This is a genomic window from Sphingomonas palmae (assembly GCF_900109565.1).
GTDB lineage: Bacteria > Pseudomonadota > Alphaproteobacteria > Sphingomonadales > Sphingomonadaceae > Sphingomonas > Sphingomonas palmae.
Map to the genome: position 1 here is coordinate 149,177 of NZ_FNZZ01000001.1, position 16,437 is coordinate 165,613.

Below are 16,437 nucleotides of genomic sequence, written 5' to 3' on the forward strand. Positions count from 1 at the left end.
GAGCACGCGCTTGCACGCAGCCCGCAGGGTCGCGCACTCAGATTTCCTGGATGGTGAAATCCTAGCGCGCGGCCGAGCGCTCGCTCGCCGGCGTGTACGATTTGATTCCACGCAGCCGCCGCTTGCGTGCCTTGTTCTTGCGCGACCATATCAGGCCAGCGATGCTTCCGACGATCGCGATTGCGGCGATCAGACCGTAAGCCAACATTAGTCTAGCTTCCAACTCTAAACTCCCGGTTCAAAGCGGGACCGTCGTAGGAAGAATATTCGCTGGCCGCAATGATCGGATACGAGATATGCTATAGGACCCGTAGGCCAAAGGTCTAGGAATAGTCCCAAGCTGCCCGGCAGGATCAGTAGCCTGCGTCCAGATCGGCTACATTCTTGAGCCTCCCGCCGGACCGGTAAGCAGCGAGATTGTCGAGGAATAGCGCCGCTGCGCGCTGGAACATTTTGGTCTGGCTGCGTCCCGACAGGTGCATGGTGATCATGCAATTCGGCGCGCGCCATAGCGAATGGTTTGCCGGCAGCGGCTCGGGACTGGTCGGGTCGAGGAACGCGCCGCCGATCCGTCGCTCGTTCAGCGCCGATAGCAGTGCCTCGTCGTCGATCATGTCGCCGCGCGCGATGTTGATCAGCCACGCATCGCGCTTCATCGCAGCGAGCTCGTCGGCGCCGATCATTGCCTTGGTCTCGTCAGTCGACGGAGCGGCAAGGATGACCCAGTCGAATTCGTTGAGGCGAGTTCGCCACGCATCGGGCGTCAACGTTCCGTCGCGACCGGATCGGGTGACACCCGTCACCTCGACCCCGAAAGCCTGCAATCGCTCCGCGATCAGGCGACCGATCGCCCCCATGCCGACGATCAGCGCACTTGTATCAGCGAGTTCCACCTTGCCCGGTGCATCCTTCGGCCACTCGCACCGGTCCTGCGCGCGCACGACCTCGTCGAAGCGCTTGGCCGCAACCAGCACGCCCATGACGGCATATTCGGCGACCGCGATCGCGTTGATGCCGTTTCCGTTGGTCAGCGTCACGCCGCGCTCGCGCAGCAGATCGAGCGGAAAGGCGTCCAGCCCGGCGTAGATCGTCGATACCCACTTGAGCGCATGGCCCGACGCGCGGATCGCCTCGGCGACATGCTCGGTCGGCTGCATATCGACCCAGGCGATCTCCGCGTCGGCGATCATCGCCTTCGCCTCGTCGGGCGAGGAAAACCACGCGACCTCGATGTCGGCGGGCAAATGCGGCTCCAGCAGCGGACGCGCGATCGCGGGCAGAACGGCCTTCATAGCGTCACCTTCCAATCCCAACCGAGCGGGTCGCCGTCCATCACCTCGACCCCGGCCGCCGCCAGCCCATCCCGGATTGCGTCGGAGCGAGGGAAGTCCTTTGCCGCGCGGGCCTCGCGACGCTGAGCCAGTCGCAGCTCGACCTCGTCGGCGGTGATCGTGGCGGCGGCGGGACGGACCCGCAATGCCTCGCGTGTCAGCTTCGTCAGACCGAGCCCCAGCACTGCGTCGAAGTCGGCGAGCGCGGCCAGGCGATCGGGTGGCGAAACCTTCTTGTCGGCGAGCATCGCGTCGAGCACCGGCAACGCCCTCGCGGTGTTGAGATCATCCGATACCGCGGCGTCGAGTTGCTCGAGGTAAGCGGTCACCGTCGCGCCGGGCTTGGCCGGGCGGTCGCGTAGCGCGCCAACGGCGTGAACCAGCCGCTTCAACCGCACCTGCGCCGCGGCAAGGTTTTCCCAGGAAAACTCCAGTTCGGACCGATAATGCGCCTGCAGGCACATCAGCCGATAAGCGAGCGGGTGAAAGCCGCGCGACACCAATAGGTCGAGCGTCAGTGTCTCGCCCGAAGATTTGCTCATCTTTCCGGTACGATCGACCAGGAAGTTGTTGTGCATCCAGAAGGTCGCGCCCGTGTCCGCGCAGCCGCAATGTGCCTGGTTCTGCGCGATCTCGTTCGGATGGTGGATCTCGCGGTGATCGATCCCGCCGGTGTGAATGTCGAACGATGGCCCGAGATATTTCGCGGCCATGACCGAGCATTCGAGATGCCACCCCGGCGCACCGCGACCCCAGGGCGAGTCCCACTCCATCTGCCGCGTCTCGCCGGCGGGCGTGGTGCGCCAGATCGCGAAATCCTGCGGATGGCGCTTGCCCGCGACCGCGTCGATCCGCCCCGCCGCGGCATCGTCTGCCGCGCCCGCTAACGCGCCATAGTCGGGCACAGTGGTCGTGTCGAAGTACAACCCGTCATCGAGCCGGTAGCAGTGCTTGGCCTCGATCGCCTGACCCCACTCGATCATTTCCGCGACGTGATCGGTCGCGAGCGGAAAGCGGCTCGGCTCGCGGATGTTCAGGTCGACGAGATTGCGTTTGAACGCAGCGGTATAGTGACGGGAAATTTCCCAGATGTCGCGTCCGCTCGCGCGAGCCGCAGCCTCCATCTTGTCGTCGCCCGCGTCCGCGTCCGAGGTTAGATGTCCGACATCGGTGATGTTGATGACGTGCGTCAGCGGAAAGCCTTTCCACGTCAGCACGCGCGAGAGCGTATCGGTGAAGACGTAAGCGCGAAGGTTGCCGATGTGTGCGTAATGGTAGACGGTCGGCCCGCACGAATAGACCCGCACGTTGCCGGGATCGATCGGCACGAACCGTTCGGTGGCGCGGGTCAGGCTGTTGTAGAAGGTGAGGGGAGCGCCGGTCATGCGGCCTCTTAACCGCAGGCACGCGCCTGCGCCAAGCCGCTCGCTTCGGCTCATCGGCGTTGAAAGCGCGGGCGTCCAAGCACTGCCTGTGGCACAACCGACCCCATGAAGATCGCACTTGCCCAGACCACCACCGGCATCGATCCCGACGCCAACGCTGCCGCACTCGTCGCCGCGATCGAGGAAGCGGGCAGAGCGGGCGCCGTGATGCTGTTCACGCCCGAGATGTCGGGATTGCTCGACCGCGACCGCGCGCGTGCTGCCAGTGCCATCCACGCCGAGGGTGACGATCCGGTTCTCGCGGCGGTGAGGCAGGCGGCGCGATCCGCCGGCATCTGGGTTCACCTCGGCTCGCTCGCGCTCCGGCGAGCGGACGGCATGCTCGCCAACCGCGGCTTCGTCATCGATGCGGCCGGCGGCATCAAGGCGCGCTACGACAAGATGCATCTGTTCGACGTCGACCTACCGACGGGTGAGGCATGGCGCGAATCAGCTGCGTACGTGTCGGGCGAGCAGGCGGTGGTCGTCGGCAGCTCGCTCGGACCGCTGGGCATGACGATCTGCTACGATCTGCGCTTTCCCGACCTGTTTCGTGCCTTGAGCAACGCCGGCGCGCGCGTTTTCTCCGTCCCCGCCGCCTTCACGCGCCCGACGGGGAAGGCGCATTGGCACGTGCTGCTCCGTGCCCGCGCAATCGAGGCCGGCGCATTCGTTATCGCCGCGGCGCAGACGGGCGTGCATCAGGATGGACGCGAAACCTTTGGCCATTCGCTGGTGGTTGATCCCTGGGGCGAGGTGCTGCTCGACATGGGCGATCAGCCAGGCATCGGCTACGTCGATCTCGACCTTGCCGCGATCGATCGCGTTCAGGCGCGCGTTCCGGTACTTCGCCACCGCAGAACGATCGGCGAGGTTCTCCGCATCGAGTGAGTGAGCGTGCTTCGCGCCTTGCGGAGCCGCTACCTAGCTGATAGACGCGGCGCGTTCGGCGCAGGCCTGCCTGTCGCCGCTGTAGCCGTTTTCCCGGAGTTCATTGGTTTTATGCAGATCATCGTTCGCGACAACAACGTCGACCAAGCCCTTCGCGCGCTCAAGAAGAAGCTGCAGCGTGAGGGTGTGTACCGCGAGATGAAGCTGCGTCGTCACTACGAGAAGCCGTCGGAAAAGCGCGCACGTGAGCGTGCCGCGGCGGTCCGTCGCGCACGCAAGCTGGAGCGCAAGCGCGCCGAGCGCGACGGCGCACGGTAAGCATCAGGGGCGCACCCCACGCGCAAACGCTGGGGTGCGGCTTCTGACCTTCACGGGTGATGGCGGTCCGGCGTGACCGCGCCAAATGCAGGTGTCCTGATCCATGTCGACCGTCACCGCCGTTCCGATTGCCCCGGTGAAGCGCGCCTACGTGTTGTGGCTGTGGCTCGGGCTCGCCTTTGCGCTCGTCGCGGGTGTCGCGCTAGCACAGGCGGGTTCGACCGGCATCCAGACGACCGCGTCTGGGCTCCGCTACAAGGTGCTGAAGCAGGGCAGCGGGCCGCACCCGACCGACGCTGATGTGGCGCTGGTGCGCTACGAAGGCCGGCTGATGAACGGTACCGTCTTCGATAAGGCCGACCAGCCGACGGCGCTACCGGTCGCGCGCATGATCCCGGGCTTCACGGAGGGGTTGAAGCTGATGAGCAAGGGAGCGAAGTACCGCTTCTGGATCAAGCCCGAACTCGCCTATGGTGCCGAGGACAAGGGGCCGATCCCGGCGAACTCGACGCTGCAGTTCGACGTCGAACTGGTCGACTTCATGTCGGAAGAGCAGATCCGCGCCATGCAGCAGATGATGATGCAGCAGCAGGGCGGCATGCTTGGTGGCGCCGCAGCGGGCAGCGCCGTTCCGGGAGGCGAGCCGCAGGGCCGCTGATCCGCGCTCAACCACATCGATATACAAGAGGCGGGTTCGACAGGGTCGAGCCCGCCTCTTTCGTGCTTGTCGAGTCGCTTACCTATCGGCTTGATGCCGCGCGCCTCAGTCGGCGGATTGGCGCATGGGGGTTGAACTTTCAGCACTGCTTGGTGTCCGGTCAGCGCTGCGTGCTGTTAAAGTCCTAACCAGAGTGCCGCCCGCGTCCTGGTCAGCGCGCTAGCCCGTTCTAGCTGTTGCAGCGATGCCCGAGAACGTCTTCTCGTGGGCGAGAAGTCCATGCGCGCTATTTAAAGCGAACGTGCGGGAACGAGGACCGGCGATCGCTGGACAAAAAAATAGCGGCCCGAAGGCCGCTATCTCTTTTCAGCTTGTGGCTGAACTTAGTTGCTGTCGGGCGTGTCGTCGCCGTCGGTCGCGACAACCACAATGCCCGCGATCACGGCTGCAGCCGCGACGATCGCGATGATCACGCCGCCACCGGCGAGTTCGTTCTTCTTCGCCGACGGCGCAGCAGCGCGCGACACCGACAGGCTGCTGGCCGGGTTCACCGGAGCGGCCATCGCCGGAGCAACCGAAACTGACGCCGCAGCGGCGGCGAGCATGTACTTAGCAAGACGCATGTGAAACTCCCTTTGCTTCCCGCCGGCCGATATAGCGCCAATGCAGCAAAATCAACCCCTGTGGCAGGAGTTGTGACGTTTCGCGGGTCGCGTTGGTGAAAAGAGACTAGGGCGTAGCCTGCAAGACCCAGTTGTCCTCGCCCTCCAGCCCCAGTGCGGTCAACGGCCCTCCGGCATAGGCTCCGGTATCGATCCCGATTCGCCCGGCTTTTCGCTCCACCTCGGGTGTGATCGTATGACCGTGCACGATCATCTTCTCGTGCCGGCCGGCGAAGTCGAGAAACGTGCTGCGGATCCAGCGCAGGTCGGACACCTTCTGCTCCGACAAGGCGACGCCGGGTCGGACGCCGGCGTGCACGAAGGCATAGTCGCCGATCGCAATCACATCCTCGAACGACTGGAGAAAGGCGGTGTGCGCAGGCGGTACGATCCGCTGCAGTTCGCCGGCAAGCTCGACATAATCGAGCCGCTCGTACTCGGGCCCACTCAGGCCATAACTCATGATCGTCTCGCGGCCGCCGATGCGACAGAACATGCGCAAGGCCTGCTCGTCGCCTTCCAGCGCGTGAAGGAAGACCTCTTCGTGATTGCCGGCGATGAAGCGCGTGGCCGGCGCACGCTCGCGCAGGGCGATGAGCTCGTCGATGACCGCGGCCGACCCCGGACCGCGGTCGACCAGATCGCCGAGCAGAATGATCGTCGTTTCGGCAGCACCGCGCGTGGCATCATCGGCGGCCATCATCGCCAACAGCTGTCGCAGTTGGACCACGCAGCCGTGCACGTCGCCGATCGCGTACACGCGCTGGCCTGCGGGGATCATCGGGGGCGGAGCAGCGGACGCACGGCCGCCGCGAAAGAGTTTACGCAGCATAGACGAAGGTCAGCCGGTTAACGGGTGTGATCGCAGCCGGCAAGCCCGGCGATCAGGCCGTATCGCTTTGGATGATATGGCGTTTGCTCGCCTCGGCTGCGGCCGTTAGAGCGCCACGACAAGAGATCGAAACGGGGATACGCATGACGATCAAGAGGGTGCGCAAGGCAGTGTTCCCGGTGGCGGGGCTTGGCACCCGTTTCCTGCCGGCGACGAAGGCGATGCCGAAGGAAATGCTGACGGTCGTCGACAAGCCGTTGATCCAGTACGCGGTCGAGGAAGCGCTTGAGGCCGGGATCGAGCAGATCATCTTCGTCACAGGCCGCGGCAAGGCCGCGCTCGAGGATCACTTCGACATCTCCTACGAACTCGAGACGACGATGCGCGAGCGGGGCAAGAGCCTGTCGCTGATCGAGCATATCCGCCAGCAGCCCGGCTCGCCCGTCTACGTGCGCCAGCAGGAGCCGCTCGGTCTCGGCCATGCGGTTTGGTGCGCGCGCGAGATCGTCGGTGACGAACCGTTCGCCGTGCTGCTTCCCGACGAGTTGATGGTGGGCAGCCCCAACTTCACGGCGCAGATGGTCAATGCGTACAATCAGGTAGGCGGGAACGTCATCGGCGCGCTCGAGGTCGCGGACGAGGAGACGAGCAAATACGGCATCATCTCGCCGGGCAAGGTCGACGGCCGGCTAACTGAGGTCACCGCGCTGGTCGAGAAGCCTGCGAAAGGCACCTCGCCGTCGAACCTGATGATCCCCGGCCGTTACATCCTACAGCCCGAGGTGATGCGCATCCTCGATGCCAAGGAGACCGGCGCCGGCGGTGAAATCCAGCTGACCGACGCAATGGCGCAGCTGATCGGTCGTCAGCCGTTCCACGGCTTCACCTTCGACGGCGAGCGTTACGACTGCGGCGGCAAGGAAGGCTTCATCCAGGCGAACCTCGCGCTGGCGCTCGCGCGCGAGGACATCGGACCGGCGGTGCGCAAATTCGCAAGCGAGTTGCTCGCCTGATGCGTCAGGCGGCGCGCACGTCCGCGCCGCCGCACGCACGGCATCCAGGGTCCTTGGGCAGGCGTAGCGTACGAAAGCGCAGCGCGAGCAGATCGACGAGCAGCAACGTGCCCGCGCTATCGTCACCGAAGGGCGCGACGGCGCGGATTGCCTCCAGCGCGGCCATGCTGCCGAGCACGCCCGTCACGGGACCGAGCACGCCTTCCTCGGCGCAGGTCAGGCCCTCGCGCGCCGGATCGTCGCCGACGAAGCAGCGGTAGCACGGCTTGCCGGCTTCCCAGCCGCGGAACACGGCGACCTGACCTTCGAACCGGCTAACCGCGGCGGAGACGAGTGGAATACGTCGCGCCAGCGCCGTATCTGCCACCGCGAGCCTTGTCGCAAAGTTATCGCTACCGTCGATCACGACGTCGGCGCTATCGAGTAAGCGGTCGGCGTTGGCGGCATTGATCCGCTCGATCGCGGCATAAGCCTCAACGTGAGGATTGATCCGCTGGATCGCCTCGACAGCGCGCGCTGCCTTGGCGTCGCCGCGTTCATCGCCCGAGAACAGCGTCTGGCGATGAAGGTTCGACGTATCGATCCGGTCGTCGTCGATGACGGTGATGCGGCCGAAACCGGCCCCGGCGAGGTATTGCAGCGCGGGCGAGCCGATACCTCCTGCGCCGATCACGGCAACGTGCGCGCGCTTCAATCGAAGCTGACCGGGGCCACCGATTTCGGGGAGGACGACGTGGCGCGCGTAGCGGGCGACTTCGTCCGCGGAGAGCGTCACCGCCACGTGAAGGCGATCGTCATCCGGTGCCAGCCGACCATCTCGGGCGGCTCGATCTGACCGCGAAGGCTGCGCAACGCGACACCGGAGGCATATTGCTCCACAGTTGGGCAATTGATCGCGCGTGGGACGATGCGACGCACACGTCCGGTCTCGGCGACATAAACCGCCAGATCAATCGACAGCGTGCCTGGCTGCGGCGCCGCGCAGCGTCCCGCGCGAACTTCGTCGCGCACGTAGTCGGATACGAGTTCCGCAGCCTCGGTGGTGGGCGCACGCAAGGCCGGGAGCGTCCTCCAGTCAGCCGGCGGGCTGTTGATCGTCGCGGCGACCTGTAGGAAGAGCGCGAACAGCATCAGCGCCCGGTGGAGCCGAACCCGCCGGCGCCGCGCGCAGTATCGTCGAGCGTCTCTGCCAAGGCCAGCTCGGCGCGTAGGACGGGGGCGGGCACGAGTTGCGCGATCCGGTCCCCGCGGCACACGGCAAACGACTCTTGACCGAGGTTGGCGAGGATAACCTTCACCTCGCCGCGATAATCGCTGTCGATCGTGCCCGGCGTGTTCAGGCACGTGACGCCGTGTTTGAGGGCAAGACCGGAGCGTGGACGCACCTGAACCTCATAACCCGTTGGGATCGCGAGTGCAAAACCCGTCGCGATCGCCGCGCGTGCGCCGGGTTCGAGCACGATATCCTCCGCCGCGACGACGTCCATGCCAGCCGCGCCGTCGGTCGCGTAGGCGGGGAACGGCAGATCATCACCGTTGGGCAGGCGCTGCACCGCGATGCGGATCAAGTCAGAGGGCATCGGCGATCCTTCGTGCGAGCCGTTGCGCCACATCGCGCTTCGGCAGTCTGGTCCAGCTTTCAACCCCGTCGGCGGTGACGAGATGGACGGTATTGGCGTCACCACCCATGACATCGCCGGACACGTCGTTGGCGACGATCCAGTCGGCGCTCTTGCGCAGACGTTTCGCGGTGGCGTGCTCGACCACGCGCTCGGTTTCGGCCGCGAAGCCGATCAGCAATCCGGGACGACGATCGCTCTTCCCCAGCGCGGCAAGAATGTCGGGGTTCTCCACCAGCGTCAGTGCCGGCTGTGCCTCGCCCTTCTTGATCTTCTGTCCCGCAGCAGCGTCGACGCGCCAGTCGGCGACCGCCGCGACCATCACCGCGGCGTCGGCTGGGAGCGCGTGCTCGACCGCGAGCGCCATCTCGCGCGCGGTTTCCACGTCGACGCGCGTCACGCCCGCAGGTGTGGGCAGCGTCACCGGTCCGGCGACTAACCGCACGTCGGCACCGAGCGCCGCCAGTGACGCGGCGATCGCGAAGCCCTGTTTTCCCGAGGAGCGATTGCCGATGTAGCGGACCGGGTCGATCGGCTCGTGCGTCGGGCCGGCGGTGACGATCACGCGCTTGCCGGCGAGCGGTCGGTCGGACGCAGGAACCAATGCCGCCTCGATCGCCGCGACGATCGCGTCCGGCTCGGGCAGTCGGCCCGCTCCCCATTCGCCGCACGCCATCGCGCCCTCGTCGGGCTCCATGACGACAATCCCATCGGCTCGGAGCTGCGCGACGTTGCGCTGCGTGGCGGCGTGGTGCCACATCCGCACGTTCATCGCCGGCGCGGCAAGCACAAGCTTGTCGGTCGCGAGCAGCAGCGTCGTCGCCAGATCGTTGGCGATCCCGCCCGCCATGCGCGCTAGCAGATCGGCAGAGGCGGGCGCGACCACGACCAGATCGGCTTCACGGCTGAGCTGGATGTGACCCATCTCGGCCTCGTCCTTCAGGTCCCACAAGGTCGTGTAGACTTTGTCCTCCGAGAGGGCAGCCAGCGTCATCGGTGTGACGAAATGCCCGGCGGCCTCGGTCATCACGCAGCGCACCGAATGGCCCCGCTTGCGCAGGCCGCGCACGATCTCGCACGCCTTATAGGCCGCGATGCCGCCGCCGACGATCAGCAATATCCGGCTCACCTGCTCAACCTACCTCGCTCGTGCTCAACGCGCCACGCGCGTCACGGTGATGCGGCGCCGGCTCGATGCCTGACGGATCAGCGACGCGGATGCATCTACCGCGAACATCAACCCGAGGGGAAGCAGGACGACGGTGAGGGTGGCTGCCGATTGCATGCCCGGCAGAAGTGCTAGCAGCATCGCCACGGTCGTGGTCACCGCCACACGGACAGCGAGCGGGTTGCGCACCGAAAACCAGCCTAGCAAAGCGAACATCCAGCTTGCCGCGCTCAGCCACGCCGGAAGACCGGGCAGGAACGCTGCGGCCGCGACGTCGATCGGGGCCGACGGTGCACCAACTCCGATTGTCACGACGCCCAGGTTTAACAGCGCCACCCGGTGCGCGATCCACGTCCCCAGGCCAAGCACCGCCGCGAGCAGCCAACCACCCGAATCGCGTGCCTCGCCTTCGCGCATCGCAGCCGCTGCCATGACGATTACGAATGGCAGCGCCGCAGGATCGATCGTCGTCGCCGCAGCGCCGAGCGCGGCCGCCTCCACCCATCGTCCGCGGCGCCGCAGCAGCAACGACCAGGCGATCAGAAGCGCGGTCCAGCCCGCGTGCGGCTCGACAATGGTCAACAGCGCGCCCAGCGTGCTCCCGCCGAACAACAGCAACGCGCCGGTCAGGCGTGCAGGCAAATGCGTGCAGAGCTCCCCGAGCCGGTTCCAGCCGACCAGCAGAATAGACGCGAGCACTGCGCAGAGCAGGATCGTCAGGGCGAACACGTCGACGTGGCTCTCGATGACCGCCAGCGTCGGTAGCGGCACTAGCCGTCCCGCAAACGCGCCGGCGGGCACGATCCCGGCGATCAGCCCGTAGAAGCCGCTACCGTCGCGCATCGCCGACACCACAGCGACATGGTCCTGGTCACCGAGCGTGAGCGCAGGTCCGGCCAGCAGCGCGGCACCGACGATCAAGAGCGTGGCAGTGGCCAGCACGATCCGCGCAGTCGTGCGTCGCATTCCCGTCACGCGGTTCGCCGCGAGCGCGGCGCGGCGGTCGGCGATCGCTACCACGCCGTGCCGATGAGCATCGCGCCGACCGCGACCGCCGCGCTCACTGCGGCTACCGCGACGTAGCGCCAGCCGGCGCCGATCCGCACCACCTCAATCTGTCGCAGCGGCGGGGCAGGCGGCGCGCCGCCCGGGGCCGGGTAGCGCGCCTCGATCCGGCGGACGAGCTCGGGCAATCGCGCCAGCGTCCGCACGTCGGCGACGAGGCGATCCGCGATCGCGGCCTCGGGACCCAGTTCGTTGCGGATCCACTCCTCGACGAATGGACCCGCCGTTTCCCACAGGTTGATGTCGGGATCGAGGCTGGTCGCGACGCCCTCCACCATCACCATCGTCTTCTGCAGCAGCAGCAGGTGCGGCTGCGTGATCATGTCGAAGTCGCGCGTGATCGAGAAGAGCGAGTCGAGCATCATGCCGATCGACATTTCCTTGACCGGCAGCCCGCGCATCGGCTCGCCGACCGCCCGCAGCGCGGTCGCGAACTCGCCGACGTCGTGGTGCGCGGGGACGTAGCCTGCCTCAAAATGGATCTCGGCGACGCGCCGGTAATTGCCGGTGATGAGGCCGTAGAGGATCTCCGCCAGCCAGACGCGCGCGCGCCGGTCGATCCGCCCCATGATGCCGAAATCGATCGCGACGACGCGATTGCCGGGCACCGCGAACAGATTGCCTTGGTGCATGTCGGCGTGGAAGAAGCCGTCGGCGATCGCCTGCCGCAGGAACGCGTGGATCAGCACGCGCGCCAGTTCGCGCAGGTCGTAGCCCGCGGCGATCAGCGCCGCGCGGTTCGAGAGTTTGATCCCGTCGATCCACTCGCTGGTCAGCACCTTGCCGGTCGTGCGCTGCCAGTCGATCGCGGGGACAAGGAAGCCGGGTTCGGCCGACATATTCTCGGCGAGTTCGGACGACGACGCCGCCTCGCGTCGCAGGTCGAGTTCGCGCGCGGTCCAGCGCTTGAACGTCTCGATCACCAGCCGCGGTTGCAGCCGGGCGATCTCGCCGCCCATCGGCTCGATCTGCGCCGCCGCCCATTCATAGGTGTCGATCGCGCGCGCGAAATCTTCCTCGACGTTGGGACGCAGCACCTTGACCGCGACCCGCCGCCCGTCGGTCGTGGTCGCGCGGTGCACTTGCGCGATCGACGCGGCGCCGACCGGTACCTCCTCGATCTCGGCGAACAGCTCGTCCAGCGGTCTGCCGAAACTCGCCTTCAACTGCGCACAAACGACAGAGAAAGGGATGGGCGGCACCGCGTCCTGCAACCGTAGCAGGCCGGTCGCGGCATCCTCGCCGACGATATCGGGACGCGTCGCGAGGGTCTGGCCAAGCTTGATCGCGGCCGGTCCCAGCGCCTCGAACGCGTCGGCGTAGCGCGGCTGCTCGGGCACGCGCGCGCCGAACCGGGCGAGCCGCAGCAGCCGCCGCAGCCGCGCGGGCGTGTTGGGATCACGCTCGATCCCGCGCAGCGCCCCGTGGCGCGCCAGTGTGCGGCCCCAGCTAAGCAATCGCCAGGTGTGGACGATCGGAGAGGTCAAATCTTCCAGCCGCTGTGGATCGCGACCAGCCCGCCCAGCATCGGCTCGACCTGCGTGCGCACGAAGCCCGCCTCGCCGATCATCCGTTCGAACGACGGCATATCGGGGAAACGACGGATCGATTCGATCAGGTAGCGGTAGCTGTCGGGATCGTTCGCCAGCAGCTTGCCCAGTTGCGGCACGACCTTGTGCGAGTAAGCGTCGTAGACCTCACCGAAGCCCGGCCAGGTGGTCGTCGAGAATTCGAGGCAGAAGAAGCGACCCCCGCGTCGCAGCACCCGGTGTGCCTCGCGCAGCGCCTTCGGAATGTCGGTCACGTTCCGGATGCCGAACGCGATCGTGTAGGCGTCGAAGAACTTGTCGGGAAAGGTCAGCGTTTCGGCATTCGCCTCGGTCCACACGAGGCCGGTCAGCCCGCGCTCCTGCGCGCGCTTCATGCCCACGCCGAGCATTTCCGGGTTGATATCGGCAACCGTGATCGCCGCGCCCGACGGCGCCATGCGGAACGCGATGTCGCCGGTGCCACCCGCCATGTCGAGGATCTGCTCGCCCTGGCGCGGCTTCACGCGGCGCACGAAGCGGTCCTTCCACAAACGGTGCATGCCCCCCGACATCGCATCGTTCATCAGGTCGTATCGGCTCGCCACGTTGGAGAACACGCCGCGCACGCGCTGCGTCTTCTCGGTCGGGGACACGTCTTCGTACCCGAAGGAGACGGTTTCTTGCTCGCTCAACGTTTCATCCGTTCGTCGTCGGTGCCAGCGGGCGTGGCGCGGATGCGCACGCTGTGCGGGACAGATGACGCCGCTCTAGCCAAGCCTTGCCGGTCGGGCAAACGCAACCTAGCTCGCCCAGCGTGCCAGAGCTTCCCGAAGTAGAGACCACGGTGCGGGGACTGCGCCCCGTGCTGCAGGATCAGGTGATCACCGCGGTCGAGGCGCGCCGTGCCAATCTGCGCCGCGCCTTTCCCGATGACTTGCGGCAGCGCTTGACCGGCGCGCGCGTCGTCTCGCTTGGCCGGCGCGCCAAATACGGTCTGATCGGCACCGACCGCGGCGACACCATGATCTTTCATCTCGGCATGTCGGGGCGATGGCGGGTCGATCCGGAAGAGCTGCAGACCCACGACCATCTGGTGATCGAGACGGGGCAGGGGCGTCGGCTCGCGCTCAACGACGCGCGGCGGTTCGGCTCGGTTGACCTGGTTGCGACCGATACGCTGCCGACGTTTCCCGCCTTTCAACTGCTCGGGCCGGAGCCGCTAGATCCCTCGTTCGACGCGCCCTATCTGCACGCCGCGCTCGCGGGCAAGCGCACCTCGATCAAGCTCGCGCTGCTTGACCAGCGCGTCGTGGCGGGGCTCGGCAATATCTACGTGTGCGAAGCACTGTACGATGCCCGGATCGATCCGCATCGCGCCGCGGGGGAGATCGGCCTCGCCCACCTGGTCCGGCTGATCGACGCTATCCGCCTGGTGCTCGATGCAGCGATCATGGCAGGTGGTTCGACCCTGCGCAATTATGCGCGGCCCGACGGCGAGCTCGGCTACTTTTCCAAACAGTTCGCGGTCTACGGGCGCGAAGGCGAGGCGTGCGGATGCGGCGGGACGGTCGCGCGTTACGCCGAGGGTGGCCGTTCGACCTTCTGGTGCCCGACCTGTCAGGAGGGAAAGCCGCGGCCAAGTCGTCGCAAGAGTTGACGCTTCCACGGCGGATCGCTATGCGCGGCACCTTCACGAGGGTGGCGGGCCGTTCCCGCGCCCTTTGTCAACGTTTCAGCAGACCAGAGGACATACATGGCGAACACGCCGCAAGCCAAGAAGCGCATCCGTCGCAACGAGCGCCGGGCCGAAGTGAACGGTGCCCGCGTCAGCCGCATCCGTACCTTCGTGAAGAAGGTCGAGGCAGCGCTCGCGGCCGGTGACAAGGCAGCGGCGACCACCGCGCTCGCGGCCGTGCAGCCCGAGCTGGCGCGTGGCGTTGCCAAGGGCGTGCTCCACAAGAACACCGCGTCGCGCAAATTCTCGCGCCTGACGAAGCGTCTGACCGCGCTCGCCTGATCAGCGCCTCAACGCGATTGTTAAAGGCTCGTCGGGGTTGTTCCGGCGGGCCTTTTTTCATGCCCGGCGTTGGATGAACGGAACATTCGGCGACCAAAATGGCAGCTGATTTGTCGCGTTTCGGAAAAGCTAGGTAAGTCCGCGATTCGTGTTGGCCGACGTCATGCACGATTGAACAAATAGTCGCGTAATCAGAGACTTGTAAGAATTCCGACGCGTTTCAGCGCCGAATTCCGTGTCAATCCGCTTTATTTCGTTTTTGTGTCCGCGCGCGGACTTGATCGACTCACGCCCTTGTTCCTAATCCTGTCGCTCCAGGCCGGCGTTCGCTCGGTTGGGGCAAACGGATCAGCTTGGCGACCAGACGTGGTGGGGACCGCGTCCGGGCAGTTCTGACCTTCGAAGATGGTACGTCGCGAACACCCGTTCGCGGCAACGGGAGAGTTGTGCGTGCTTCACGGCGGTGATCAGACGGGGTTGAGCGATACGGGCCGGGCATGGGCCCGCGTCCGCGCCAACCTGCGCCTGTCCGCCGGCGCTCGCCTGTTCGATCAATGGCTCGCCCCGATGTCGCTGGTGGAGCCGTGTGACGGCGAGGACGTGCGTCTGGCGCTGCCCTCCGCCTTCATGACCGACTGGGTCCGCAACCATTATGCCGAACGGCTGGTGCATGAATTCCGCGCGCTGCTGCCACGGGTGCGTAGCGTGGCGATCGAGACCCGCCGCGCGACGCCTGCGCCCGAGGTGATGACGATCGCGGCGCCCGCGCCTGCGCAGCGCCCGGCGGCGCTTGCGGGGGCCGCGGCGACTCCCCTGCTCGATCTCGCCGCCGCGCCGGTGCCCGCCGCGCCGCGCGCTGCCTCGGAGCCGGTCCTTCACATCGAGCGTCCGCAGCTCGACCCGCGCTATACCTTCGAGCGTTTCGTCGCTGATCCGTCCAACCGCGTCGCGCTGAATGCCGCGCGCGCGCTCGCCGAGCCGGGTCCGGTCCGGTTCAGCCCGCTCTTCATCCACGGCGGCACCGGGCAGGGCAAATCGCACCTGATGCACGCGATCGGCCACGCCTTTCTCGAAGCCCGCCCCGACGCGCGCGTGCTGTGCATGTCGGCCGAGCGTTTCATGTTCGATTTCGTCGCCGCGATGCGCGCGCGTGACACGCACGCGTTCAAGTCGCGGCTGCGCGGCTGCGACCTGCTGCTGATCGACGATCTCCAGTTCATCGCCGGCAAGGACGCGACGCAGGAAGAGTTCTTCCACACGATCAACGAGATCATGGCCGCGGGCAAGCGGCTGGTGATCTCCGCCGATCGCGCGCCGCAGGCACTCGACGGGGTCGAGTCGCGCATTCTCGGTCGAATGAGCGCGGGCCTGGTCGCCGACGTGAAGGGATCGACGCTGGAGTTGCGGCGCGCGGTATTGGCGCAGCGCCTCGCCGAGCTACCCGACGCGATCGTACCCGAAGATGTCGTGGATATGATCGCGTGTCGGATTGCTTCGTCGATCCGCGAGGTCGAAGGCGCGCTCAACCGCGTGGTCGCCTACGCGTCGCTAACGGGTGAGGTGATCGATCTCGGCTTCGCACAAAGCGTGCTCGGCGACACGCTGCGGGGCGTGCAGCGGCGCGTGACGATCGACGAGATCCAGAAGCTCGTGTCCGAGCATTTCGAGATCAAGCAGATCGACCTGGTCTCTGCCCGCCGCGCGCGCGCCGTCGCCCGGCCGCGTCAGATCGCGATGTACCTTGCCAAGCGGATGACGACGCGCTCGCTGCCCGAGATCGGCCGCAAGTTCGGCGGCCGCGATCACAGCACAGTAATTCACGCGGTCCGCCGGATCGAGGAGCTGCGCGACACCGACCGCGATGTCGACGGCGCGGTGCGCACGCTGATCCACCAGCTCGAGGCCTGACA

At 66.5% G+C, this 16,437-nt stretch carries 18 protein-coding genes; 7 read left to right on the forward strand and 11 right to left on the reverse strand.

The window, feature by feature from the left end; genetic code table 11:
* Positions 1–353: 353 nt before the first annotated feature.
* Together BMW51_RS00690 and cysS are read right to left on the reverse strand one after the other, a co-directional pair.
* Positions 354–1,292, reverse strand: a complete 939-nt coding sequence (locus BMW51_RS00690) for a D-2-hydroxyacid dehydrogenase (protein WP_093002384.1) — start codon at positions 1,290–1,292, stop codon at positions 354–356.
* Entirely contained in the window at positions 1,289–2,716 is a 1,428-nt protein-coding gene (cysS, locus tag BMW51_RS00695) for a cysteine--tRNA ligase (protein ID WP_093002386.1), read from the reverse strand. Before cysS ends, BMW51_RS00690 begins: the two co-directional genes overlap by 4 nt.
* Before the next feature lie 105 nt (positions 2,717–2,821).
* Between cysS and BMW51_RS00700 the strand changes: the two genes are divergently transcribed.
* The 3 genes from BMW51_RS00700 (at position 2,822) to BMW51_RS00710 (ending at position 4,622) form a co-directional block, all read left to right on the forward strand.
* The gene (locus tag BMW51_RS00700) at positions 2,822–3,646 is read left to right on the forward strand and encodes a carbon-nitrogen hydrolase family protein (RefSeq protein WP_093002388.1); all 825 of its coding nucleotides are present in this window, start codon (positions 2,822–2,824) and stop codon (positions 3,644–3,646) included.
* A 111-nt stretch (positions 3,647–3,757) separates the two neighbouring features.
* A complete protein-coding gene (gene rpsU, locus BMW51_RS00705) occupies positions 3,758–3,964 on the forward strand; it encodes a 30S ribosomal protein S21 (RefSeq protein WP_007404630.1) in 207 nt (68 codons plus the stop codon).
* A 103-nt stretch (positions 3,965–4,067) separates the two neighbouring features.
* Positions 4,068–4,622, forward strand: coding sequence for an FKBP-type peptidyl-prolyl cis-trans isomerase (locus BMW51_RS00710; protein WP_093002391.1), 555 nt, complete (start codon positions 4,068–4,070; stop codon positions 4,620–4,622).
* A 383-nt stretch (positions 4,623–5,005) separates the two neighbouring features.
* On the opposite strand, the gene BMW51_RS00715 is transcribed toward BMW51_RS00710, so the two are convergent.
* Together BMW51_RS00715 and BMW51_RS00720 are read right to left on the reverse strand one after the other, a co-directional pair.
* Entirely contained in the window at positions 5,006–5,245 is a 240-nt protein-coding gene (locus tag BMW51_RS00715; RefSeq protein WP_245708219.1) for a hypothetical protein, read from the reverse strand.
* A 106-nt stretch (positions 5,246–5,351) separates the two neighbouring features.
* A complete protein-coding gene (locus BMW51_RS00720) occupies positions 5,352–6,065 on the reverse strand; it encodes a metallophosphoesterase family protein (RefSeq protein ID WP_177171467.1) in 714 nt (237 codons plus the stop codon).
* A 194-nt stretch (positions 6,066–6,259) separates the two neighbouring features.
* Between BMW51_RS00720 and galU the strand changes: the two genes are divergently transcribed.
* On the forward strand, positions 6,260–7,129 hold the full coding sequence (gene galU, locus BMW51_RS00725) for a UTP--glucose-1-phosphate uridylyltransferase GalU (protein ID WP_093002398.1): 870 nt from the start codon (positions 6,260–6,262) through the stop codon (positions 7,127–7,129).
* Positions 7,130–7,133: 4 nt separating this feature from the next.
* On the opposite strand, the gene BMW51_RS00730 is transcribed toward galU, so the two are convergent.
* The 7 genes from BMW51_RS00730 to BMW51_RS00760 are packed head-to-tail and all read right to left on the reverse strand — an operon-like array spanning position 7,134 to position 13,202.
* Entirely contained in the window at positions 7,134–7,904 is a 771-nt protein-coding gene (locus BMW51_RS00730) for a HesA/MoeB/ThiF family protein (protein ID WP_093003734.1), read from the reverse strand.
* Complete coding sequence (locus tag BMW51_RS00735) at positions 7,901–8,260, reverse strand: hypothetical protein (protein ID WP_093002400.1); 360 nt, start codon at positions 8,258–8,260, stop codon at positions 7,901–7,903. Before BMW51_RS00735 ends, BMW51_RS00730 begins: the two co-directional genes overlap by 4 nt.
* Positions 8,260–8,709: a dUTP diphosphatase gene (gene dut, locus BMW51_RS00740; RefSeq protein WP_093003736.1), complete on the reverse strand. Its 450-nt coding sequence runs from the start codon at positions 8,707–8,709 to the stop codon at positions 8,260–8,262. The genes BMW51_RS00735 and dut overlap by 1 nt, the downstream gene beginning before the upstream one ends.
* Entirely contained in the window at positions 8,699–9,877 is a 1,179-nt protein-coding gene (coaBC, locus tag BMW51_RS00745; protein WP_093002402.1) for a bifunctional phosphopantothenoylcysteine decarboxylase/phosphopantothenate--cysteine ligase CoaBC, read from the reverse strand. The genes dut and coaBC overlap by 11 nt, the downstream gene beginning before the upstream one ends.
* A gap of 24 nt (positions 9,878–9,901) precedes the next feature.
* Positions 9,902–10,936, reverse strand: a complete 1,035-nt coding sequence (locus BMW51_RS00750; protein WP_093002404.1) for a hypothetical protein — start codon at positions 10,934–10,936, stop codon at positions 9,902–9,904.
* Positions 10,930–12,468: a 2-polyprenylphenol 6-hydroxylase gene (gene ubiB / locus BMW51_RS00755; protein WP_093002406.1), complete on the reverse strand. Its 1,539-nt coding sequence runs from the start codon at positions 12,466–12,468 to the stop codon at positions 10,930–10,932. The genes BMW51_RS00750 and ubiB overlap by 7 nt, the downstream gene beginning before the upstream one ends.
* A complete protein-coding gene (locus tag BMW51_RS00760; RefSeq protein WP_093002408.1) occupies positions 12,465–13,202 on the reverse strand; it encodes a class I SAM-dependent methyltransferase in 738 nt (245 codons plus the stop codon). The genes ubiB and BMW51_RS00760 overlap by 4 nt, the downstream gene beginning before the upstream one ends.
* A 122-nt stretch (positions 13,203–13,324) precedes the next feature.
* On the opposite strand from BMW51_RS00760, the gene mutM reads away from it, so the two are divergent.
* From mutM to dnaA, 3 genes are all read left to right on the forward strand, one after another.
* The gene (gene mutM / locus BMW51_RS00765) at positions 13,325–14,167 is read left to right on the forward strand and encodes a bifunctional DNA-formamidopyrimidine glycosylase/DNA-(apurinic or apyrimidinic site) lyase (protein ID WP_093002410.1); all 843 of its coding nucleotides are present in this window, start codon (positions 13,325–13,327) and stop codon (positions 14,165–14,167) included.
* A gap of 96 nt (positions 14,168–14,263) precedes the next feature.
* Entirely contained in the window at positions 14,264–14,527 is a 264-nt protein-coding gene (gene rpsT / locus BMW51_RS00770; RefSeq protein WP_093002412.1) for a 30S ribosomal protein S20, read from the forward strand.
* Positions 14,528–14,971: 444 nt separating this feature from the next.
* A complete protein-coding gene (dnaA, locus tag BMW51_RS00775; RefSeq protein ID WP_093002414.1) occupies positions 14,972–16,435 on the forward strand; it encodes a chromosomal replication initiator protein DnaA in 1,464 nt (487 codons plus the stop codon).
* Positions 16,436–16,437 lie beyond the last annotated feature (2 nt).